General features: G+C 69.7%; 17 protein-coding genes. 8 read left to right on the top strand and 9 right to left on the bottom strand.

Annotated features, from left to right (window positions below; translation table 11 throughout):
• Positions 1-64: 64 nt before the first annotated feature.
• Entirely contained in the window at positions 65-1,489 is a 1,425-nt protein-coding gene (locus ACFO27_RS03805) for a sensor domain-containing diguanylate cyclase (protein WP_376816075.1), read from the top strand.
• Positions 1,490-1,568: 79 nt separating this feature from the next.
• On the opposite strand, the gene ACFO27_RS03800 is transcribed toward ACFO27_RS03805, so the two are convergent.
• Positions 1,569-2,186 (bottom strand): FmdE family protein, encoded by a 618-nt coding sequence (locus ACFO27_RS03800; RefSeq protein ID WP_376816074.1) that lies wholly within the window; start codon positions 2,184-2,186, stop codon positions 1,569-1,571.
• Between the two features lie 247 nt (positions 2,187-2,433).
• On the opposite strand from ACFO27_RS03800, the gene acnA reads away from it, so the two are divergent.
• Positions 2,434-5,109: an aconitate hydratase AcnA gene (gene acnA, locus ACFO27_RS03795; protein ID WP_376816073.1), complete on the top strand. Its 2,676-nt coding sequence runs from the start codon at positions 2,434-2,436 to the stop codon at positions 5,107-5,109.
• A gap of 117 nt (positions 5,110-5,226) precedes the next feature.
• Positions 5,227-6,621 (top strand): MFS transporter, encoded by a 1,395-nt coding sequence (locus tag ACFO27_RS03790; RefSeq protein WP_376816072.1) that lies wholly within the window; start codon positions 5,227-5,229, stop codon positions 6,619-6,621.
• Between the two features lie 75 nt (positions 6,622-6,696).
• On the opposite strand, the gene ACFO27_RS03785 is transcribed toward ACFO27_RS03790, so the two are convergent.
• Positions 6,697-7,536, bottom strand: a complete 840-nt coding sequence (locus ACFO27_RS03785; RefSeq protein WP_376816071.1) for an aldo/keto reductase — start codon at positions 7,534-7,536, stop codon at positions 6,697-6,699.
• Between the two features lie 79 nt (positions 7,537-7,615).
• On the opposite strand from ACFO27_RS03785, the gene panB reads away from it, so the two are divergent.
• From panB to ACFO27_RS03760, 5 genes are all read left to right on the top strand, one after another.
• Positions 7,616-8,443, top strand: coding sequence for a 3-methyl-2-oxobutanoate hydroxymethyltransferase (gene panB / locus ACFO27_RS03780; protein WP_376816070.1), 828 nt, complete (start codon positions 7,616-7,618; stop codon positions 8,441-8,443).
• A 254-nt stretch (positions 8,444-8,697) separates the two neighbouring features.
• On the top strand, positions 8,698-9,669 hold the full coding sequence (locus tag ACFO27_RS03775) for a LysR family transcriptional regulator (RefSeq protein ID WP_376816069.1): 972 nt from the start codon (positions 8,698-8,700) through the stop codon (positions 9,667-9,669).
• A gap of 94 nt (positions 9,670-9,763) precedes the next feature.
• Positions 9,764-11,158, top strand: coding sequence for a DNA recombination protein RmuC (locus tag ACFO27_RS03770; protein ID WP_376816068.1), 1,395 nt, complete (start codon positions 9,764-9,766; stop codon positions 11,156-11,158).
• The gene (locus ACFO27_RS03765) at positions 11,155-12,156 is read left to right on the top strand and encodes a 5'-methylthioadenosine/S-adenosylhomocysteine nucleosidase (RefSeq protein ID WP_376816067.1); all 1,002 of its coding nucleotides are present in this window, start codon (positions 11,155-11,157) and stop codon (positions 12,154-12,156) included. The genes ACFO27_RS03770 and ACFO27_RS03765 overlap by 4 nt, the downstream gene beginning before the upstream one ends.
• Before the next feature lie 49 nt (positions 12,157-12,205).
• Positions 12,206-13,252, top strand: a complete 1,047-nt coding sequence (locus ACFO27_RS03760; RefSeq protein ID WP_376816066.1) for a magnesium and cobalt transport protein CorA — start codon at positions 12,206-12,208, stop codon at positions 13,250-13,252.
• A gap of 73 nt (positions 13,253-13,325) precedes the next feature.
• On the opposite strand, the gene ACFO27_RS03755 is transcribed toward ACFO27_RS03760, so the two are convergent.
• The 7 genes from ACFO27_RS03755 to ACFO27_RS03725 all read right to left on the bottom strand — a co-directional run bounded on the left by ACFO27_RS03755 (position 13,326) and on the right by ACFO27_RS03725 (position 21,059).
• Complete coding sequence (locus tag ACFO27_RS03755; protein WP_376816065.1) at positions 13,326-13,451, bottom strand: MFS transporter small subunit; 126 nt, start codon at positions 13,449-13,451, stop codon at positions 13,326-13,328.
• A gap of 9 nt (positions 13,452-13,460) precedes the next feature.
• The gene (locus ACFO27_RS03750) at positions 13,461-14,867 is read right to left on the bottom strand and encodes an L-lactate MFS transporter (RefSeq protein ID WP_376816064.1); all 1,407 of its coding nucleotides are present in this window, start codon (positions 14,865-14,867) and stop codon (positions 13,461-13,463) included.
• A gap of 81 nt (positions 14,868-14,948) precedes the next feature.
• Complete coding sequence (locus ACFO27_RS03745) at positions 14,949-15,215, bottom strand: formate dehydrogenase subunit delta (protein ID WP_376816063.1); 267 nt, start codon at positions 15,213-15,215, stop codon at positions 14,949-14,951.
• Positions 15,212-16,075, bottom strand: a complete 864-nt coding sequence (gene fdhD, locus ACFO27_RS03740; RefSeq protein WP_376816062.1) for a formate dehydrogenase accessory sulfurtransferase FdhD — start codon at positions 16,073-16,075, stop codon at positions 15,212-15,214. Before fdhD ends, ACFO27_RS03745 begins: the two co-directional genes overlap by 4 nt.
• Before the next feature lie 10 nt (positions 16,076-16,085).
• Positions 16,086-18,959 carry a formate dehydrogenase subunit alpha gene (gene fdhF, locus ACFO27_RS03735; RefSeq protein ID WP_376816061.1) on the bottom strand — a complete coding sequence of 958 codons (2,874 nt, stop codon included), beginning with the start codon at positions 18,957-18,959 and terminating at the stop codon, positions 16,086-16,088.
• Between the two features lie 9 nt (positions 18,960-18,968).
• Complete coding sequence (locus ACFO27_RS03730) at positions 18,969-20,540, bottom strand: formate dehydrogenase beta subunit (RefSeq protein WP_376816060.1); 1,572 nt, start codon at positions 20,538-20,540, stop codon at positions 18,969-18,971.
• 3 nt (positions 20,541-20,543) lie between these two features.
• A complete protein-coding gene (locus ACFO27_RS03725) occupies positions 20,544-21,059 on the bottom strand; it encodes an NAD(P)H-dependent oxidoreductase subunit E (RefSeq protein WP_376816059.1) in 516 nt (171 codons plus the stop codon).
• Positions 21,060-21,218: the final 159 nt, after the last annotated feature.

The raw sequence follows: 21,218 nt of genomic DNA, 5'->3' as shown, positions 1-21,218 counted from the left end.
GGCCAGGATGGATGAAGGGCGGGCAGCGTCGGCCGAATGGCAGTCTCCGGATGCGGGGACCGGCATGCCGGACTTCTTCGAAGCCACGCCCATGGCCTTGTGGCTGGAAGACTACAGCGCCCTGCATGCGCAGTTCGCCCGCTGGCGCGTCGAGGGCGTCACGGACCTGCGGTCCTGGCTGCTCCAGGACCGCGACCGGCTGCGGCATTGCGCCAGCCTGATCCGCATCCTGCGCGTCAATCGCCAGACCCTGGCCCTGTTCGGCGCCCGGTCCCAGCCTGAACTGATGGGCCGGCTGGCCGACGTGCTGCGCGACGATACGTTCGAGGGGCTGGCGGGGGAACTCGACCAGCTCTGGCTCGGCCGGGGGGGCTTCCAGAGCCATACGGTGAATTATTCGCTGGCGGGCCGGCGGCTGGACCTGTCCCTGAAGGCCGTGGTGCTGGCCGACGAGCGGCAGCCCTGGGACCGGGTCCTGGTCGCCATGGAAGACGTCACGCCGCTGCAAGATGCCCGGCGCCGGGCCCAGGCCAGCGAGCGGGACGCCCGCGAATTCTTCCAGCAGGCGCCGGTGTCCCTGTGGGTCGAGGACTTCAGCGCCATCAAGCGCCTGTTCGACGAGCTGCGCGAACAGGATATCAGCGATTTCCGCACTTTCCTGGACGTGCACCCCGATTTCATCGACCGCTGCCTCCAGGAAATCCGCGTCCTCGACGTCAACGACTACACCCTGGGGCTGTTCAAGGCGGAATCCAGGGACCAGCTGATCGAGCGCCTGAGCGACGTCTTCCGCGAGGAATCCCGCGCCACCTTCGCCGAGCAGCTGATCGACCTGTGGCATGGCCGGCTCTTCCACCAGAAGGAAGTCCAGAACCACACCCTGGCGGGCGATCTCCTGCACATCCACCTGCAGCTCTCGGTGTTCCAGGGACATGAAGAGGACTGGAGCCTGGTGCTGGTTTCCCTGACCGACATCACCGCCCGCAAGAAGGCCGAAGCCTACCTGGAATACCTGGGCAAGCACGACGTGCTGACCCAACTGAAGAACCGTTCCTATTTCGTCGACGAACTGGGCCGCCTGCAGCGCAAACGGGCGCCGCTGGTGTCCTTCATCGCCCTGGACCTGAACAATCTGAAGCTGGCCAACGACGAGGGCGGCCATGCGGTGGGCGACGACCTGCTGCGCCGTTTCGGCGAGGTCCTGAACAAGGCCGTCGACCGCCCCTGCCAGGCCGCCCGCATCGGCGGCGACGAGTTCGTGGTGCTGCTGCCCGGCTACGACGAGACGGCGACCCGCAAGGTGCTGGAAAACATCCATTCCCTGATCGAGCTGAACAACCAGTACTACGGCGGCATCCCGCTGAGCTTTTCGGCCGGGGAGTCCACCTGCCGCGATCCCGCCGCGCTGGAACAGGCCCTGAGGGACGCCGACCGGGCGCTGTACGAGGACAAGCGCCGCTACTACACCACCCACGAGCGGCGCCACTGACCGGCCCGGCCATCCGGCCGGACCACGGCGCGTGGCCGTCTCGCGTTCCGGCCGGATCCGGCAGGGAAGGGGAGAAGGATCAGGCGGCGCGCGGCAGCGGGCTGACCGTGACCAGCCCGGGCTGATCGGCGGCTTCCAGGATGCGGCGCACGCGGTCCTGCCAGAGTTGCGCGAAATCCCGCTTTTCCGCGTCGCCGGCGCCGCCGGACAGGATCTTTTGCAGCAGCGGCATGGCGGCGGGCGAGCCCGGCACGCCCTGGGCGCTGAAGGACACCGCGACGCGGTCGCCCGTGTCGCGGCGCTTGAAGGCGATCTCGCCCGGGATGTCGCCCTGGAAATGCAGCAGGTTGCGCCGGTCGTGCTGGCCGGCCAGTCCCTTGAAGCCCGTATCGGTGGTGGCGCCGGTGACCAGGCCGACCACGTTGGCGATGACGCCGGTGACGCCGTTGGTCGCGCTGTCGGCGAAGGTGACTTCGATGTCGCCGCGCCGCGGCGGGGCGTCGGGGTACAGGGCGCGCAGCGCGCGCACCGTCATCAGCCAGGCGCCGGCCACGGTGGGGCAGGAATGGCCCGCCAGGCGCACGGCGTCTTCGTAGCCGTATTCGATCAGGCCGTCGTCGGAAGCGCCCAGCAGCTGCGCGAGCGGGTCGTGCAGCGCGATGCGGGGGGCCTGGGCGAAGAATGCGGGAAATGCCATGGAATGCGCTCCGGGAAAACAGGGAATCGTTCCAGTGTAGGCCGGCGCGCCGGGAAAACCGCGCTTAACCCTGGACGGCGTCCGGTCGTTGGGCGCCGCCCGCGCGGCCGGACACAAAGTCGGTGTCGCCGGCAGGGCCGGGTGGCGGGCGGGGGCGGGATGCGGTGTAAGATGGACCGGATCAGAGCGGCCTGTGTCCGGAGACGGTCCGGCGGGCCCGGGTTCGAACCGACAAGGAGGACATGCCATGGCACACCCCAACAGCTTCGGCGCGCGCGCAACCCTGGATGTGGGAGGCAAGTCCTACCGCATCTGGCGGCTGGACGCCCTGAAGGACCACGGGCTCGATCCGGGCCGCCTGCCCTACGGCCTGAAGATCCTGCTGGAAAACCTGCTGCGCACCGAGGACGGCGTCGCCGTCCGCGCCGACGAGATCCGCGCCCTGGCCGGCTGGGATCCCGACGCCGAGCCCAGCCGTGAAATCGCCTTCACGCCGGCGCGGGTCGTGCTGCAGGACTTCACCGGGGTGCCCGCGCTGGTGGACCTGGCCGCCATGCGCGACGCCATGCGGGCGCTAGGGGGCCAGCCCGACCGCATCAATCCCCTGGCGCCGGTGGAACTGGTCATCGACCACTCGGTGATCGTCGACGACTTCGGCCACAACCAGTCGTTCCGCCGCAACCAGGAAATCGAATACCGGCGCAACGTCGAACGCTACAAGTTCCTGCGCTGGGGCCAGACGGCCTTCGACAATTTCCGCGTCGTGCCGCCGGACACCGGCATCGTCCACCAGGTCAACCTGGAACACCTGGCGCGCGGCGTGTTCACGCGCCAGGTCGACGGCGTGACCGAGGCCTATCCCGACACCTGTGTGGGCACGGACTCGCACACGCCCATGGTCAACGGCCTGGGCGTGGTCGCCTGGGGGGTCGGCGGGATCGAGGCCGAGGCCGCCATGCTGGGCCAGCCCATCTCGATGCTGATCCCGCGCGTGGTCGGTTTCAAGCTGTCCGGCGCCCTGCCGGAAGGCACCACCGCCACCGACCTGGTGCTGACCATCACCGACATGTTGCGCAAGCACGGCGTGGTGGGCAAGTTCGTCGAATTCTACGGCCCCGGCGTCGCCGCCGTGCCGCTGGCCAACCGCGCCACCATCGGCAACATGAGCCCGGAATACGGCTCCACCATCTCCATTTTCCCCATAGACGAGGAAACCCTGGAATACCTGCGCTTCACCGGCCGTCCGGCCGAGCAGGTCGCCCTGGTCGAGGCCTACGCCAAGGCCCAGGGCCTGTGGCACGATCCCGCGCACGAACCCCGGTATTCCGAGCGCCTGGAGCTGGACCTGGGCACCGTGGTGCCCTCCATCGCCGGCCCCAAGCGGCCTCAGGACCGGATCGCGCTGACCGACGCCAAGCCCGCGCTCGCCAAGTCCCTGGCCGCGCTGCCCGGCGCGCCGAAGTCCAACCCGGCCGTCGTGCGCCTGCCGGATGCGGGCGAGTTCCCGCTCGACCACGGCGCCGTGGTCATCGCGGCCATCACCTCGTGTACCAACACCAGCAACCCGGCCGTCATGATGGCGGCCGGCCTGCTGGCGAAGAAGGCCGTGGAACGCGGGCTGCGCCGCAAGCCCTGGGTCAAGACCAGCCTCGCGCCGGGATCCCGGGTGGTCACGGACTACTACGAAAAGGCCGGCCTGACGGCCTACCTGGACCAGTTGGGCTTCAACCTGGTCGGCTACGGCTGCACCACCTGCATCGGCAATTCGGGCCCCCTGATCCCCGAAGTCTCCGAGGCCGTGCGCGCCAACGACCTGGCGGTCGTCTCGGTGCTGTCGGGCAACCGCAACTTCGAAGGCCGCATCCATTCCGAGGTCAAGCTCAACTACCTGATGTCCCCGCCGCTGGTGGTGGCCTACGCGCTGGCCGGCACCATGGACATCGACCTGCTCAACGACCCGCTGGGCCGGGACGCCGAAGGGCGGGACGTCCGCCTGCGCGACATCTGGCCGACGGCCGAGGAAATCCAGGCCGTGATCCGGTCCTGCATTTCCTCCGACATGTACACGCGCGGCTACGCCAGCGTGTTCGACGGCGGCGAGCTCTGGCGCGACCTGGACACGCCCGAAGGCAGCCTGTTCCACTGGGAGGAAGACTCCACCTACGTGCGCAATCCGCCCTACTTCCAGGGCATGCCCCGCCAGCCGCGGCCGGTGGCCGACATCCGCGGCGCGCGGGTGCTGGCGCTGCTGGGCGATTCGGTCACCACCGACCACATCAGCCCGGCCGGCTCCATCGGCAAGGACACGCCCGCCGGCCAGTACCTGCGCGCGCACGGGGTCGAGCCCCAGGACTTCAACTCGCTGGGGTCGCGGCGCGGCAACCACGAAGTGATGATCCGCGGCACCTTCGCCAACGTGCGCCTGCGCAACCAGATCGCCCCGGGCACCGAGGGCGGCTGGACGCGCGATTTCACTCGCGACGGAGCGCCCGTCTGCACGATCTTCGAGGCCTCGCAGAATTACCTGGCGGCGGGGACGCCGCTGGTGATCCTGGCGGGCAAGGAATACGGCTCCGGCTCCTCGCGCGACTGGGCGGCCAAGGGCACGGTGCTGCTGGGCGTGCGCGCGGTGATCGCCGAATCCTACGAGCGCATCCACCGCTCCAACCTGATCGGCATGGGCGTGCTGCCGCTGCAGTTCCCGGAAGGCCTGAACGCGGCCGCCCTGGGGATCCGGGGCAAGGAAACCTTCGAGATCACCGGGGTGGAAGCCTTCAATGGCGGCGGCACGCCCAAGACCGTGCATGTCCGGGCGGGCGACGTCGAATTCGACGCCCTGGTGCGCATCGACACCCCGACCGAGGCCGCCTACTACCGCCACGGCGGCATCCTGCAGTACGCCCTGCGCCAACTGCTGCAATAGCGGCGCGGCGCCGCCCGGCGCGTCCGGGCGGCCGTCCGGGCCTTGCGCCGTCTTGTCTACAATGCGGGCTTCGGCCCGCATTTTTTTGCCATGGGGCCTGCTTTTCCTGGTCGATGCATGAATCCATCCCCTTCCGCCTCATGGGGCGCCCTGCTGCGAGGCCGCAACGGCCTGCGGTCCCTCGCCCTGGCCGGCGGCGTGGCCGTGCACGCGGTCAACGTATTCATCGCCACCACCATTCTGCCCTCGGTCGTCCAGGATATCGGCGGCCTGCCCTGGTACGCCTGGAACACCACCCTGTTCGTGGCGGCTTCGATCATGGGCTCCTCGTGCGCCCCCCTGGGCATCCGCTGGCACGGCCTGCGGCGCACGTTCCTGCTGGCCCTGCTCGTGTTCGTGGGCGGGACCGTGGCCTGCGGGCTGGCGCCCAGCATGCCCTGGCTGCTGTTCGGCCGGGTGGGGCAGGGGCTGGGCGGCGGCATGCTGCTCAGCCTGAGCTACGCCACCGTGCCCCTGGTCTTCGACCAGGCCCTGTGGTCGCGGGCCATGGCGCTGATTTCCGGCATGTGGGGGGTGGCCACCCTGTCGGGGCCGGCCATCGGCGGCCTGTTCGCCGAATCCGGACATTGGCGCTGGGCGTTCTGGGCCGTGCTGCCGGTGTGCGCGCTGCTGGGTGCGTTGCTGGTGACGCAACTGGGGCCCGCGGGCCGGGACCGCCGCGCGAAGCTGGAGGCGCCGCTGCTGCGCATGGGGCTGCTGGTCGCCTCCGTGCTGGTGGTGTCGGCGGCCAGCCTCTACACGTCCTGGATCGCCCAGTTCGCCGGCGTGGCGGGCGGCCTGCTGCTGGTCCTCTGGCTGGCGCGCATCGACGGCCGGGCGCGCCGGCGCTTCCTGCCCGAGGGCGCCTGGTTGCTGAGCCATCCGCTGGGTCGCCGCTACGCCATGATCGGCCTGATGAGCATCGGCGTGACGACGGAAGTCTTCGTGCCCTACTTCCTCCAGGTCCTGCATGGCCAGTCGCCGCTGCACGCGGGCTATCTGTCGGCGCTGATGTCGGCCGGCTGGACGCTGGGCACTCTGGCCAGTTCCGGGCGCGGGTCCGCCTGCGTCGGCCGCCTGCTGGCGCTGGGGCCGGTCCTGTCGGCGACGTCCCTGGCGGGGCTGTACGTCTTCATGCCCGATCCGGATGCGCCGACGGCGCTGCTGGCCGCGCTGCTGCTGGGGGTGGGGGTGGGCGTCGGGCTGTGCTGGCCGCACCTGCTGACCGGCGTGTTCCGCGCCGCGCCGCCGGACCAGCAGAACATCGCCTCGGCGGCGATCACGACCCTGCAGCTGTACGCCATGGCCCTGGGGGCCAGCGTGGCGGGCATGGCCGCCAACGCCGCGGGTTTCACGGATCCGGGCGGCTGGCAGGGCGCGCGGCAGGCCGCCTGGGCGGTCTACGGCGTGTTCGCCTTCGCGCCGGCCCTGGCGATCCGCCTGGGATGGCGGGCGCGGCGCGACGGTGTTTAGTGTCCTGGCCGGCGGATTTGAATGACCGGACTAACCAGACAGGACACTAGCCGCCGGCGCGCGTGCCGGCCGGGCTCATTTCAGCAGGTGGAAGGTCTCGGGATCGGGTCCGAGGCGGCCGTCGGCGCGGTCCAGGGCGGCGATCCGCGCCATGGCGGCCTCGTCCAGGTGCAGGCTCCATAGATTGAAGTTTTCCTGGAGCCGTTCCGGGTTCGAGGATTTCGGGATGACCATGTGGCCCATCTGGATGTGCCAGCGCAGGATCACCTGAGCCGGGCTGGCCTGCAGCCGGTGCGCCAGTTCCAGGATCGCGGGATCCCGCAGCGCCTGGCCCTGGCTGAGCGGGCTCCAGGCTTCGGTGCGAATGTCGTGGTCCTCGTGGTAGGCGCGCAGTTCGGCCTGCTGGAAATGGGGATGCAGCTCGATCTGGTTGACCACCGGCAGCACGCCGGTGCCGTCCAGCAGCCTTTGCAGGTGGCCCGGCTGGAAGTTGCAGACGCCGATCGATCGGGCTCGGCCTTCGTCGCGCAGCTGGATCAGGGCTTCCCAGGTTTCCAGGTAGCGCTTTTCCTTGGGGACCGGCCAATGGATCAGAAACAGGTCGACGTAGTCGAGCCCCAGCCGGTCCAGGCTTTCCTGGAACGCGGCCTTGGTACTATCGTGACCATGCCGGTCGTTCCAGACCTTGGTGGCCACGAACAGGTCCTCGCGCGGGATGCCGCACCGGGCGATGCCGCGGCCGACCTCGGCCTCGTTGCCGTAGATGGCGGCGGTGTCGATGGAGCGGTAGCCGGCTTCGACGGCGGCCTGGATCGCCGGGACGACGGCGTCTCCGGTCAGTTTCCAGGTGCCCAGGCCCAGTTGGGGCGCGCGGCGGCCATCATGAAACGTGAGATAGGGTTGATTGGTGGACATGCGGGTCTCCGGTGGGGGCAGCGCCCGGTTGGCCGGCGAGCGGGCGGCCGGCAATGAACGAATCTTTGGAGTCAGTCAAATGAGTGTACATAGTCAGGCGCAGCGCGTCACGGTACCCCAGCTCGTCTCTTTCAAGGGCGAGCGCAAGATCGCGGCGCTGACCGCCTACATCGCGCCGATCGCCCGCCTGCTGGACGAAGCCGTGGACATGCTGCTGGTGGGCGATTCCACGGCCATGGTCGGCTATGCGCTGCCCGACACGCTGTCGATCACGGTGGAGACGATGGCCGCGCATGCGGCCGCCGTGGTCCGGGCCACCGGGCATGCCTGCGTGATCGTGGACATGCCGTTCGGCAGCTACCAGCAGTCCCCGGCCCAGGCGTTCTCCAATGCCGCGTCCTTGCTGGCGGCCAGCGGCGTTTCCGGCGTCAAGCTCGAGGGCGGCCTGCCCCTGGCCGAGACGACCCGTTTCCTGGTCGAGCGCGGCATCCCGGTGCTGGCCCACGTCGGGCTCATGCCCCAGTACGTCAACACCATGGGCGGTTTCAAGGCCCAGGGCATGACCGACGCCGCCGCCCGCCGCATCATGGACGATGCCCGGGCCCATGCCCAGGCCGGGGCGTTCGGCGTGGTGCTGGAAGGCATCAGCGAGCCCCTGGCGCGTGAAATCACGGCGGCGCTGTCCATCCCCACCATCGGCATCGGGGCCTCGCCCGCGTGCGACGGCCAGATCCTGGTGACCGAGGACATCCTGGGCCTGAGCGGCGACCGGATTCCCAAATTCGCCCAACGTTTCGCCGATGCGGGGCAGGTAATACGGCAGGCGGCGCGGGATTACGCCCAATCTGTGCGGGAAGAGACCTTTCCTACGCTAGCTCATTGCTTTGGGGTACGGACGAAGGAGTAATATTCATATAACATTCATTTCTAGATATTTCGTCTGGGCCGTCATCGGCTGATCCGGGCGATTTTTTGCCGCCGGGCCGCCCCAAGGCAAGAGCGTCCCCTCGGGGAGATGAATCAGGATACGGAATAGTCCCCGCGGACCATTTCGCGCCTGGTGAATCCGAGCAGCATGCAAGCTGCGAGGTGGACGCGAGCCGAAGGCGCAGCGTGGGGGCTTTTTTGGGATGCGGACAGGGACGATCCGCATCGGGTGCCATGGAAATACGCCAACTCGAGGCTCTGAACGCCATCGTGACCAGCGGCAGCGTCACGGCGGCCGGCCGCATGCTGGGCCGTTCGCAGCCCGTCGTCAGCCGCCAGATCAGCGATCTGGAGGCCGAACTGGGCTTCATGCTGTTCGCCCGCACCCGGCCCGCCATCACCCTGACCGAGCAGGGCGCCGAGTTCTACCAGGAAGTGCGCGGCATCCTGGCCGACCTGCACCAGCTGGAATCACGGGTCCAGGGCATGCGCAGCGGCCAGGTCCGCCCCCTGAGGATCCTGGCGTCCGTCGATCTCGCCCGCAGCCTGCTGCCCGAGGCGCTGGCCAGGATGGACCGCTTCAGCCCCGTCTTCCGCCAGAAGCTCATCATCGAGGAAGTCGTGCACGAAGTGCCGCCCGGCGCCCTCGCGGAGGGCCGGTCGGATTTCGCGCTCATCAACCTGCCGATCGACGCCGAGGCCCTGCGCGTGCACTGGTGCGGACAGGCGCCCTGCCTGCTGGCATTGCCCGCCGCCCATCCGCTGGCGTCCCGGGACACGGTCCAGCTCGAAGACATCCGCGGCACCGACGTCATCACGCTGCTCAGCCGCTATCGCATGCGCTATCACCTGACCAGCACCCTGGCGCAGGCCACGGCGGGCGAGGCCCGGCGCCACATCGAGGTCGGCAGCCAGCAGACGGCGCTGTCCCTGGTGCGGCTCGGCCTGGGCGTGGCGCTGATCGACCCGTTCTCGATCCGCGGCGCCCAGCTCGAGGGCGTGGTGCTGCGGCCCATCCAGACCGACATCGCCTACATGATCGGCGTCGTTTCCCAGGCGACGCACGAGCTTCCGGAAGGCGCCCTGCGCCTGATCCAGGGGCTGCATCTGCATGTCCAGAGCAGCGTTCCCCACTACGTCGACACCGATCCCAGCGGGCTGCGCCAGGGCGTGTCCAGCAAGACCGAGATCCTGCGCTCGGCCTGATGCCCGGCCGTGCCGCCGGGACGGGCCGGGCCTGCCGCGGCGCCCGGCTTGTGCGATGATGTCGGGTCTTCTTCATGCGGCATAGGACGGCATCGTGATCCCGTTTTCTCCGGAAACCCTGGCGGCGCTGGCGCTGGCGTTGCTGGTCGGCGCCGTGGCCGGCGCCTGGCCGGCGCGGCGGCGGCTGCTGGCGCAGGCGGCGGAAGCCGCCCGCCAGTCCGAGCGCGCCGACCAGTTGCAGGAGCGGATCGCGCAGCTCGACCGGGACGCGTCCGCCCAGGCCCGCGCATTGGAAGACTGGCGCGCCCGGGCGCAGGACGGCCGGCTGGAACTGGCCCGGCTGCAGGCGGCCCACCAGGAAAAGCTCGCCGCCTTCGATGAACTGCGCCAGGCCTTCGAACAGTCGCGGGCGGCCCTGAGGGTGGAATTCCAGCAGTTGGCGGGCCAGGTGCTGGAAGAGAAGAGCCGCGGCTTTTCCCAGTCCAGCCAGGACACGCTCGGCGGCCTGCTGCGGCCGTTCCGCGAGCAGATCGACAGCTTCCAGCGGCGCGTCAACGAGATCCACGACGCCTCGGTGCGCGGCCAGGCCCGGCTGGACGCGGAAATCCGCCGCGTCCTGGACGTCGGCCTGAAAATGAGCGACGAGGCCCAATCCCTGGCCACGGCCCTGAAGGGCGACAAGAAGGCCACCGGCAACTGGGGCGAAGTCCTGCTGGAACGCAGCCTGCAACTGGCGGGGCTGATCGCGGGCGACCATTACCAGGCCCAGGCGCCCTTCAGGGACGAGGCCGGCAACCGGCGCCAGCCGGATTTCGTCGTCCGCCTGCCGGACGGCAAGCACCTGATCATCGACAGCAAGGTCTCGCTGGTGGACTACGACCGGGCCGTGGCCGCCGCCACGCCCGAGGCGCGCGAGGCCGCGCTGGCGGCGCACGTGCGCGCCGTGCGCCATCACATCGACGACCTGGCTCGCAAGGACTACAGCGGCCTGATCGGCATGAAAAGCCCCGGCTTCGTGCTGATGTACATGCCGATCGAGCCGGCCTACATCGAAGCCATGCGGTGCGACCGCGAACTGTTCGACCACGGCTACCGCCGCAACGTCGTCCTGGTGTCCCACTCCACGCTGATGCCGGTCCTGCGCACGGTAGCGTCCCTGTGGATGCTGGCGCGCGGCAATGAGCAGGCCCGGGCGCTGAGCGAGCAGGCCGGCGGGCTGTACCGGCAGGTGGAGGTGGTGGCCGACCGCCTGCAGAAACTGGGCCATGCCCTGGGGGCGGCGGCCACGCACTACAACAGCACGGTCACGGCCGTGGCGGGGCAGCGGGGCCTGTACGGCAAGGTCGGCCGTTTCGCCGAGCTGTCGGCCAAGGCCGGCCGGCCGCTGCCGCCGCTGGAGCCCCTGCATGCGGATTTCGAAGTCCAGCGGCTGGACGGCGTCGCGCCCGAATCCGATCCTTCCCCTTCTTCCCCGGAGCCGAACCCATGAAGTGCCTGTCCGCACCGCGCGCCGCCGCCATCCTGGCCGCCGTCCTGCTATGGGCCGGCGGATGGACGGGCCTGCCGGCTCCGGCCCGGGCCGCATCCGGTCCGGCGGCCGCCGACGCGGCGCCCGCCCAGGTGGCCGCGCAGGCCGGCGGGCGGCTGGACGAGACCCCGCGCCTGGCGATCCTGTCGGCCTTCGCGCCGGAACTGGACCTGCTGCGCGCCCGCCTGCGGGATCCGCGTGTCCACACCGCGCAGGGCGTCGAGTTCACCACCGGGCGCCTCGAAGGCAAGCCCGTCGTGCTGGCGCTCAGCGGCATCAGCATGGTCAACGCCGCCATGAACACCCAGCTGCTGTTCGACCGCTTCCACGTCACGCACCTGGTCTTCAGCGGCATCGCGGGCGGCGTGAATCCCGACCTGCGCATCGGCGACGTCAGCGTCCCGGAGCGCTGGGGGCAGTACCTGGAAGTGGTCATGATGCGGGAAACCGCGCCGGGGCACTATCGCGCGCCGGCCTCCAAGGGGACCTTCGAGTTCGCTCCCTACGGCATGATGCAGCCGCGCGCCGTGCGCGTGCGTCCGGCCGGCGGAGCGGGCATCCAGGAAAAATTCTGGTTCGAGGCCGATCCGCGCATGCTGGCCGTGGCGCGCGGCATCCAGTCCGTGCCCCTGCGCGCCTGCGACCGCGACGACCGCTGCCTGGACGAGCGCCCCCGCCTGGTGGTCGGCGGCAACGGCGTGTCCGGCCAGGCCTTCGTGGACAACGCGGATTTCCGCCGCTACGCTTTCCGCACCTTCCAGGCCAACGTGCTGGACATGGAAAGCGCGGCCTGCGCCCAGGTCGCCTGGCGCGCGGGCGTGCCCTTCATCGCCTTCCGCTCGCTCAGCGACCTGGCCGGCGGCGGACCGGGCGAAAATGAAATGGACGCCTTCCTGCACATCGCCGCGGACAACGCCGCGCAGGTGCTGCTGGCGTTCCTGCGCGCCTGGACGGACTAGGCCCCCGCCGCCGCTCGCAAGGCGCGCGTCCGCATTCGAGGAGATCGCGATGAATCCGCCGACACCCGCCGATGAGATGACGGACCGGCCGCCGCCCGCCGGCGGCGCCAGCCTGGACGAGGCCTTCCGGCGATCCGCCGTGGCCTCCACCCTGTACCTGTCCGGACAGCCGAACCGCGACGTCGGCCTGGCGGACCTGGGGCCGGCCGCGACGGAATCCGGCCTGCTCTGGGTCGGGCTGAAAGAGCCCGACGAGGCCCTGGTGCGCGACGTGGGTCGGCGGCTGGGCCTGCCCGGCCGCGCTATCGAGGAAATCATTTCCCCGCACCGGCGCCCGAAGATCATCGAATACGACCAGTTGACGCTGGTGGTCGTGGTGACGGTCGAGATCGCCCAGGACCGGCCCAGCTTCGGCGACACCCAGCTGCTGATCGGGCCGGGCTACCTGCTGACGATCCGCCGCCACGCGGAGGGATCCCACCGGGAACTGCGCAGCCAGCTGGCCGAGTCGCCCGAGTTCCTGAGCCGGGGCAGCGATTACGTCGCTTCGACGCTGCTGGACCTCGTGGCGGACCGCTACGTCGAGGCGCTGGATCACATGGAGGGCCGCGTCGAGAACGTCGAGCACCAGTTTCTGCTGCGCGGCTTCCGCGAATTGGACATCCGCCGCCTGTACCGCCTGCGGCGCGACCTGTTGCGCATGCAGACGGCGATCGCGCCGCTGGTGGAAATCTGCCGCCGCCTGGCCCGCGTGGACATGCGCAACATCGGCGCCGACAGCCGGGCGTATTTCAACGAGGTCGCCGACCGGGTCCAGCGCATCGTCGAATCCATCGCCGGCCTGCGCGAGGCGCTGGCCTTCGCCTTCGAGGCCAGCATGATGATCAGCCAGATGCAGCAGACCGACATCACCCGCAAGCTGGCCGCCTGGGCCGCCATCCTGGCCGTGCCCACGGCGGTGGCGGGCATCTACGGCATGAATTTCCACGACATGCCGGAACTGGGCTGGACCTACGGCTATCCGGCGATGCTGGCCGGGACGGGCGTGTTCTGCGGGCTGCTGTACTGGAAATTCCGCCGGATCAAGTGGCTGTAGGGGGCCGCTGGCGGCGGCCCCCCGTGCGCCGCCCTCGGGGAGGGCGGCGCGGCGTCGTCGCGGCCTGGCGGGTCTAGTGGAACAGAGCGCTGGCCTTGAGCAGGGTTTCCCAGATCCCCAGCGCCAGCGGGATGCCGACGTAGAGCCAGAACAGGACGATCAGGGCGGGCGAGGGCGTGTGTGTCGTGGTGGCGGACATGGGAGTCTCCTATTTCTGGTGGGCCAGGCTGGCGCCCAGGGGCGCGGTGTCGGTCTCGGCGGCCATGTGGTGGTGCGAGGCGACCGGACGGACCAGCAGGTTGCAGATGAAGCCGACGACCAGCAGGCCCGCCATCAGGTACATCGTGACCGTGTAGGACTGGCCCGGCGGGACGCCGTGATCCACCTGGTACTGGCGGATGTAGTTGACCAGCACGGGGCCCAGCACGCCGGCGGCGGCCCAGGCGGTCAGGAGGCGGCCGTGGATGCCGCCCACGTAGCGGGTGCCGAACAGATCGGCCAGGTAGGCCGGGATGGTGGAGAAGCCGCCGCCGTACATCGAGATGATGATCGCGTAGAACAGCACGAACAGGGCGACGTTGCCCGAGGCGCCCATGCCGGGCACCAGGAAGTACAGCACCGCGCCCAGCACGAAGAAGATCCCGTAGGTGACCTTGCGCCCCAGGTAGTCCGAGGTGCTGGACCAGAAGAAGCGGCCCAGCATGTTGGCCAGCGACAGCAGGCCCACGAAGCCGGCCGCCGCGGCCGGCGTGATGGCGCCGCGGAAGCTTTCCTGGATCATCACCGAGGCCTGGCCCAGCACGCCGATGCCGGCCGTCACGTTCAGGGTCAGCGCCCACCACAGCAGCCAGAACTGCGGGGTCTTCAGGGCCTGGTCGATGTGGACGTGGTTGCGCGAGATCATGGCCTTCTGCGTGGCCGGCGGGGTCCAGCCCTCGGGCTTCCAGCCCGGCGCCGGAATGCGGATGGCGCAGGCGCCGATCAGCATGGAGATGAAGTACAGCACGCCCATCACCATGAAGGTCGGGGCCACGCCCATGGAGTCCGGCGTGCGGAAGTGCTCCATCAGCGCCACCGACATCGGCGAGGCGATGAAGGCGCCGCCGCCGAAGCCCATGATGGCCATGCCGGTGGCCATGCCGCGCTTGTCCGGGAACCACTTGATCAGGGTCGAGACGGGCGAGACGTAGCCGATGCCCAGCCCGATCCCGCCCAGGACGCCGTAGCCCAGATACAGCAGCCAGAGCTGGTGGGTCGAGATGCCGACCGAGGACACGATGAAACCGCCGCCGAAGCAGCAGGCCGCCACGAACATGGCCTTGCGCGGCCCGACGTCCTCGAGCCACTTGCCGGCGAAGGCGGCCGACAGGCCCAGGAACAGGATGGCGAGGCTGAAGATCCAGCCCAGGGCGGGCAGGCCCCAGTCGTCCGGCGCGGGCTGCTGGATGCCGATGAGCCGGGTCATCGGGCCGTTGAACACCGAAAAGGCGTAGGCCTGGCCGATGCACAGGTGGACCGCCAGGGCGGCGGGCGGGATCATCCAGCGGTTGAAGCCGGGCGGGGCGGTGATGCGTTCCTTGCTGAAAAAGCCGTTCTGGGTTGCTTCCGTACTCATGGTGTCTCCTCCTGGGTCGAATGCCCGGTATGTCCGTGTGTGCTGCTGAGGTCGGAAAAAGGCAGGGGGGCCTGCGGAATGTCAGGCGGGGCTGGCGCCTTGCCTGGGATAGAGGCGTTCCCGGTGCCGGGCGATGGCTTCCCGGCAGATGGGCGACAGGACGGTGTCGCCCCATTGCCCGTCCGGGTGCGCGCCGAGATAGTCCAGCAGGGCGCGCCGCATGCGCGGGTCCCAGAACCGCCGGATGTGGTCGGCGATGCTGTCGATACCCGCGGCCCGGTCGGGCATGGCTTCGAAGAACAGACCGATGCGGTTGGCCAGGCGGATCAGGTGTTCGATGTTGGTCACGTGCGGCTCCCGTCCAGGTCCAGATCCAGGTAATCGGGCCGGCTGTAGACCGTGCAGCGGCCGTCGCGCGCGAAGCCGGCCAGCATCATGGGCGCTTCCTGGGCCAGCCGCACGGCCAGGGTGGTGGGGGCGGAGACGGCGACCAGCGCCCGGATGCCGGCGGCATGGGCCTTCTGCACCATCTCGAAGCTGGCCCGGCTGGAAATCACGACGAACCCCAGGCCGCGATCCACCGGCTCGCGCAGCAGGCGGCCGATGAGCTTGTCGAGCGCGTTGTGCCGCCCGACGTCCTCGTAGGTCCAGGCCAGGCGGCCGTCGGGTTCGGCCCAGGCGGCCGCGTGGGTGGCGCCGGTCAGGTTGTGCAGCGGCTGGCGCCGGCGCAACTGGTCGAGCGCGGATTGGACCGCCTCGATCGCCCAGGGCTGCTGTGGCGCGGCCAGGGGCGGCAGGTCGCGGCGGACCTGCGCCAGGCTCTGCACGCCGCACAGGCCGCAGCTGGTGCTGCCCGCCAGCGAGCGCCGGCGCAGCTTCAGGGCGTGCAGCCGGGCGTTGACGATCCGCAGGCGGACCACCAGGCCGTCCGGGGCGGTTTCGACGTCCATGTCCAGCACGTCGGCCGGGGATTGGATGATGCCTTCGGTGTAGGAAAAGCCCAGGGCCAGTTCGTGGAGATGCAGCGGCGAGGCCAGCAGGGCGGCGTGCGCGATGCCGTTGTATTCCAGGGCGACCGCCTGCTCGCAGGCGATGGCGTCCTGCGCGGCCGTGGCCCGCCGGTCGCCGACGCGCACGATGTCGTTCATCGCGAGGCCGGCGGACGGGTCGGGGAAGTCGGACAAGGGATCGAAGTCTGCGGGATGCATGCGGGTCTCCTCAGGCGCCGGCGGGCGCGGCCTGGGGCCGGCGGGCATCCAGGAGCTCGTCCTGGCGCCGGTCGTGCGCCGTCCAGTCCCGCTGCCAGGCCGAAGGCGCGGTGACCTTGCGTACCTGGACGGCGGTGACCTTGTATTCGGGGCAGTCGGTCGCCCAGTCGGTGTTGTCGGTGGTCAGGACGTTCGAGCCGCATTCCGGGAAGTGGAAGGTGGTGTACACCACGCCGGGCTGGATCCGGTCGGTGACGGTGGCGCGCAGCACGGTTTCCCCGGCACGGCTTTCGATGGCGACGCGGTCGCCCTCGGCGATGCCCCGGTCCTCGGCGTCGTGGGGGTGGATCTCCAGGATGTCCTCGCTGTGCCAGGCGTTGTTGGCGGTGCGCCGGGTCTGCACCCCGGCGTTGTACTGCGACAGGATCCGGCCCGTGGTCATCAGCAGCGGGAAGCGGCGCGTGGAGCGTTCCTCGGTCGGGACGTACTGCGTGATCATGAAGCGGCCCTTGCCGCGTACGAATTCGCCCACGTGCATGATGGGCGTGCCTTCGGGCGCCTCGTCGTTGCAGGGCCATTGGACGCTGCCGCCCAGGGCGGCGATGCGGCCGAAGGACACGCCGGCGAAGGTCGGCGTCAGTCGGGCGATCTCGTCCAGGATCTCGCCCGGGTGGGCGTAGTGCATGGGGTAGCCCATGGCGTTGGACAGGGCGCAGGTGACTTCCCAGTCGGCCAGGCCGGCCTTGGGCGCCATCACCTGGCGCACCCGCGAGATGCGGCGCTCGGCGTTGGTGAAGGTGCCGTCTTTTTCCAGGAAGGACGAGCCCGGCAGGAAGACGTGCGCGTACTTGGCGGTTTCGTTCAGGAACATGTCCTGGACGATCACGCATTCCATGGCCTGCAGGGCCGCCACCACGTGGCGCGTGTTGGGGTCGGACTGGGCGATGTCCTCGCCCTGGCAGTACAGGCCCTTGAACGAGCCGCCGTGGGCCGCGTCGAACATGTTGGGCAGGCGCAGGCCCGGTTCGGACTGCAGCGGGACGCCCCAGGCGCGCTCGAATTCGGCGCGCACCTTGTCGTCGGACACGTGGCGGTAGCCGGGGAATTCGTGCGGGAACGAACCCATGTCGCAGGAACCCTGGACGTTGTTCTGGCCGCGCAGGGGATTGATGCCCACGCCTTCGCGGCCGATGTTGCCGGTGACCATGGCCAGGTTGGCGATGCACATGATGGCCGTGGAGCCCTGGCTGTGCTCGGTGACGCCCAGGCCGTAGTAGATGGCGGCGTTGCCGCCGGTGGCGTACAGGCGGGCGGCGCCGCGCAGGTCGGCGGCCGGCACGCCGGTGATCGATTCCGTGGCCTCGGGCGCGTGTTCCGGGCGGCGGATGAACTGCATCCATTCGTCGAAGGCCCGGTCCTCGCAGCGGGTGCGCACGAATTCGTGGTTCACCAGGTCTTCGGTGACGATGACGTGCGCCATGGCGTTGAGCACCGCGACATTGGTGCCCGGGCGCACCGGCAGGTGGTAGTCGGCCTTCACGTGCGGCGCGTCGACCAGTTCGGTGCGGCGCGGATCGATCACGATCAGGCGCGCGCCCTGGCGCAGCCGGCGCTTCAGGCGCGAGGCGAAGACCGGGTGGGCGGCGCTGGGATTGGCGCCCAGCACCACCGCCACGTCCACGTGCATCACCGAGTCGAAGGTCTGGGTGCCGGCCGATTCCCCGATGGTGGTCTTCAGCCCGTAGCCGGTGGGGGAATGGCAGACCCGGCCGCAGGTGTCGACGTTGTTGTTGCCCATGGCGGCGCGCACCAGTTTCTGGACGAGGTAGGTTTCCTCGTTGGTGCAGCGCGACGAGGTGATGCCGCCGACCGAATCCACGCCGTACTTGGCCTGGATCCGCTTCAGTTCGGACGCGGCGTGGCCGATGGCCTCTTCCCAGGAAACCTCGCGCCAGGGGTCGGTGATCTTTTCGCGGATCATGGGCTTGGTCAGGCGGTCGGCGTGGGTGGCGTAGCCCCAGGCGAAGCGGCCCTTGACGCAGGAATGGCCGCGATTGGCCTTGCCGTCCTTCCAGGGCGTCATGCGGATGACCCGGTCGCCCTTCATCTCGGCCTTGAAGCCGCAGCCCACGCCGCAGTAGGCGCAGGTGGTGATGACCGCGTGGTCGGCCTGGCCCTGGTCGATGACGGTGTTCTCGATCAGCGCCGAGGTCGGGCAGGCCTGGACGCAGGCGCCGCAGGACACGCAGTCGCTCGCCAGGAAGCCGTCGTCCTGGCCGGCGACGATGCGCGAATCGAAGCCGCGCGCCTGCACGGTCAGGGCGTAGGTGCCCTGGACGTCGTCGCAGGCCCGCACGCAGCGGCTGCAGACGATGCACTTGGATGGATCGTAGGTGAAATAGGGGTTGGAGGCGTCGGCGGCGTCGTCCAGGTGGTTGGCGCCGTCGAAGCCGTAGCGCACGTTGCGCAGTCCCACCACCCCGGCCATGTCCTGCAGCTCGCAGTCGCCGTTGGCCGGACAGGTCAGGCAGTCCAGCGGGTGGTCGGAGATGTAGAGCTCCATCACGTTGCGCCGCAGTTCGTGCAGCTTGCCGGTTTCGGTGCGGACCACCATGCCGTCCTCGACGGGTGTGGTGCAGGACGCGGGGTGGCCGCGCCGGCCTTCGATTTCGACCAGGCACAGGCGGCAGGAGCCGAAGGCTTCCAGGTTGTCCGAGGCGCAGAGCTTCGGGATCTGGATGCCGGTCTCGGCGGCGGCGCGCATGATCGAGGTGCCGGCCGGGACGGTGACGGTCTGGCCGTCGATGGTCAGGGTGACGGTTTCGGTGGACGGGGACTCGGGCGTGCCCATGTCGCGGTCGCGTTTCAGGACGGTTTCCAGCATGGCGGGCTCCTAGGCGGGCTGCGGGGCGGTCCGGGGGGCGGGGACCGGGGACAGGCCGAAGTCTTCGGGGAAATGGCGCAGGGCGGACAGCACGGGGTAGGGGGTCATCCCGCCCAGCGCGCACAGCGATCCGGCCATCATGGTGTCGCACAGGTCGCGCAGGAGCTCGGCCCGGGTCTCGCGGTCCTGGCCGTCGCGGATCGCGCGGATGACCTCGGTGCCGCGCACCGAGCCGATGCGGCAGGGGGTGCATTTGCCGCAGGATTCGATGGCGCAGAATTCCATGGCGTATTCGGCCAGCGCGGCCATGTCGGCCGTGTCGTCGAAGGCCACGACGCCGCCGTGGCCCAGCATGGCGGAAATCGCCAGGAAGGCTTCGTAGTCCAGCGGCGTGTCCCACTGGGATTCGGGCAGGTAGGCGCCCAGCGGGCCGCCCACCTGGACCGCGCGCAGGGGCCGCCCCGAGGCGCTGCCGCCGCCGAAGCCGTACAGCAGCTCGCGCAGCGTCAGGCCGAAGGCCTTTTCGACCAGGCCGCCCTGGCGGATGTTGCCCGCCAGCTGGAAGGGCAGGGTGCCCCGCGAGCGGCCCATGCCGAAGTCGCGGTAGGCCTGCGCGCCCCGGGCCAGGATGAAGGGCGCCGTGGCCAGGGAGATCACGTTGTTGATCACGGTGGGACAGCCGAACAGGCCGCGCACGGCGGGCAGCGGCGGCTTGGCGCGCACCAGGCCCCGGCGGCCTTCCAGGCTTTCGAGCAGCGAGGTTTCCTCGCCGCAGATGTAGGCGCCCGCGCCGCGCCGCAGTTCGATGTCGAAGGCGCGGCCCGAACCCTGGATGTCGCCGCCCAGCCAGCCGGCCTCGCGCGCGGCTTGCAGCGCGCCGGCCAGGACCCGTTCGGCCTGGGGATATTCGGAACGGACGTAGATGTAGCCCCGCGTGGCGCCCACGGCCAGGCCGGCGATCGCCATGCCCTCGATGAGCGCGCAGGGATCGCCTTCCATCAGCATGCGGTCGGAGAACGTGCCCGAATCGCCCTCGTCGGCGTTGCAGACGACATATTTCTGCGCCGCCGGGGTCTGCAGCACGGTGCGCCACTTGACGCCGGTGGGAAAGGCGGCCCCGCCGCGGCCGCGCAGCCCGGATTCCGTGACCGCGTCGACGATGGCCCCGGGCGCCATGCCCAGCGCCTGCCGCAGCCCCGCGAAGCCGCCGTGGGCCTCGTAGTCGGGGATGCTCAGCGGGTCGATCAGGCCGACCCGGGCGAAGGTCAGGCGCTCCTGGTTCTTCAGGAAGGGGATCTCGTCGGTCGGGCCGTGGCACAGGGGATGGGCGGCGCCGTCCGTACAGGCCGCGTCCAGGATCGACGGGACGTCTTCCGGCGCGACGGGGCCGTAGGCGATCCGCCCGGCGGGCGTCGCGATCTCGACCAGGGGTTCGAGCCAGAGCAGGCCGCGCGAGCCGTTGCGCACGATGCGCAGGTCCAGGCCGTGGCGGGCGGCTTCCGCGCGGAAGGCGTCGGCCACCGCGTCGGCCCCCATGGCCAGCGCGGCGGTGTCCTGCGGGACGTAGAGCGTGCGTTCCATGGTTCAGGCCTCCTTCGCCGCCGCCAGCAGGGCGTCCAGTTTCTCGGGGGTGACGCGCGCATGGGGGCGGCCGTCGATCATGACGGCCGGGGACTGGGCGCACAGGCCCAGGCAGTACACCGGGGCCAGCGAGACTTCGCCGGGATCCCCGGCGGCGACGCGGGCCCGGGCGTGCTCGTACAGGGCGTTGCCGCCACAGGCCTGACAGGATTCGGCGCGGCAGACTTCGAGATGCGTGCGCGCGGGCGGCGCGGTGCGGAAATGGCCGTAGAAGCTGATCACGCCGTGGACCTCGGCGCGGGACCGCTGCAGGGCGGCGGCGATCTGCGGCACGGCCGGCTCGGGGATCCAGCCCAGGGCGTCCTGCACGTCGTGCAGGATCGGCAGCAGGGCGCCGGGGCGGCCGGCGTGCCGGGCCAGGATGTCCCGCACCAGCGGGTCGGCGTCATGCGGGGCTGCGTCGGCATCGGACCGGATGGTGTCCATGGCTTCGTCTCCGGGCGCATGATCGGCGGGCATGCGCTTTAATAGGTTTATTCATGCATATATAAATCAGTGCCGTTGATTTACTCTACTCTTGAAAATAATTTGATTTCAATAAGATAATAAAAACATATTTGGATCAGGGTTGCTTTTATATATGCAATTATATTCATATAAATAAGACTTTCAGGAGGA

The sequence above is a fragment of the Castellaniella denitrificans genome, assembly GCF_042653765.1.
In the GTDB taxonomy this organism is placed as follows: Bacteria; Pseudomonadota; Gammaproteobacteria; order Burkholderiales; family Burkholderiaceae_B; genus Castellaniella; species Castellaniella denitrificans.
This window is presented reverse-complemented; position numbering and strand designations above follow the sequence as displayed.

Coding starts and splice junctions, on each gene's coding strand:
- fdhF (WP_376816061.1), bottom strand. CDS start 18,959: ATGCTGGAAACCGTCCTGAAACGCGACCGCGACATGGGCACGCCCGAG.
- ACFO27_RS03800 (WP_376816074.1), bottom strand. CDS start 2,186: ATGGCATTTCCCGCATTCTTCGCCCAGGCCCCCCGCATCGCGCTGCAC.
- ACFO27_RS03775 (WP_376816069.1), top strand. CDS start 8,698: ATGGAAATACGCCAACTCGAGGCTCTGAACGCCATCGTGACCAGCGGC.
- ACFO27_RS03760 (WP_376816066.1), top strand. CDS start 12,206: ATGAATCCGCCGACACCCGCCGATGAGATGACGGACCGGCCGCCGCCC.
- ACFO27_RS03750 (WP_376816064.1), bottom strand. CDS start 14,867: ATGAGTACGGAAGCAACCCAGAACGGCTTTTTCAGCAAGGAACGCATC.
- ACFO27_RS03765 (WP_376816067.1), top strand. CDS start 11,155: ATGAAGTGCCTGTCCGCACCGCGCGCCGCCGCCATCCTGGCCGCCGTC.
- ACFO27_RS03730 (WP_376816060.1), bottom strand. CDS start 20,540: ATGGAACGCACGCTCTACGTCCCGCAGGACACCGCCGCGCTGGCCATG.
- ACFO27_RS03725 (WP_376816059.1), bottom strand. CDS start 21,059: ATGCCCGCCGATCATGCGCCCGGAGACGAAGCCATGGACACCATCCGG.
- ACFO27_RS03790 (WP_376816072.1), top strand. CDS start 5,227: ATGAATCCATCCCCTTCCGCCTCATGGGGCGCCCTGCTGCGAGGCCGC.
- ACFO27_RS03755 (WP_376816065.1), bottom strand. CDS start 13,451: ATGTCCGCCACCACGACACACACGCCCTCGCCCGCCCTGATCGTCCTG.
- fdhD (WP_376816062.1), bottom strand. CDS start 16,075: ATGCATCCCGCAGACTTCGATCCCTTGTCCGACTTCCCCGACCCGTCC.
- ACFO27_RS03785 (WP_376816071.1), bottom strand. CDS start 7,536: ATGTCCACCAATCAACCCTATCTCACGTTTCATGATGGCCGCCGCGCG.
- panB (WP_376816070.1), top strand. CDS start 7,616: ATGAGTGTACATAGTCAGGCGCAGCGCGTCACGGTACCCCAGCTCGTC.
- acnA (WP_376816073.1), top strand. CDS start 2,434: ATGGCACACCCCAACAGCTTCGGCGCGCGCGCAACCCTGGATGTGGGA.
- ACFO27_RS03805 (WP_376816075.1), top strand. CDS start 65: ATGCCGGACTTCTTCGAAGCCACGCCCATGGCCTTGTGGCTGGAAGAC.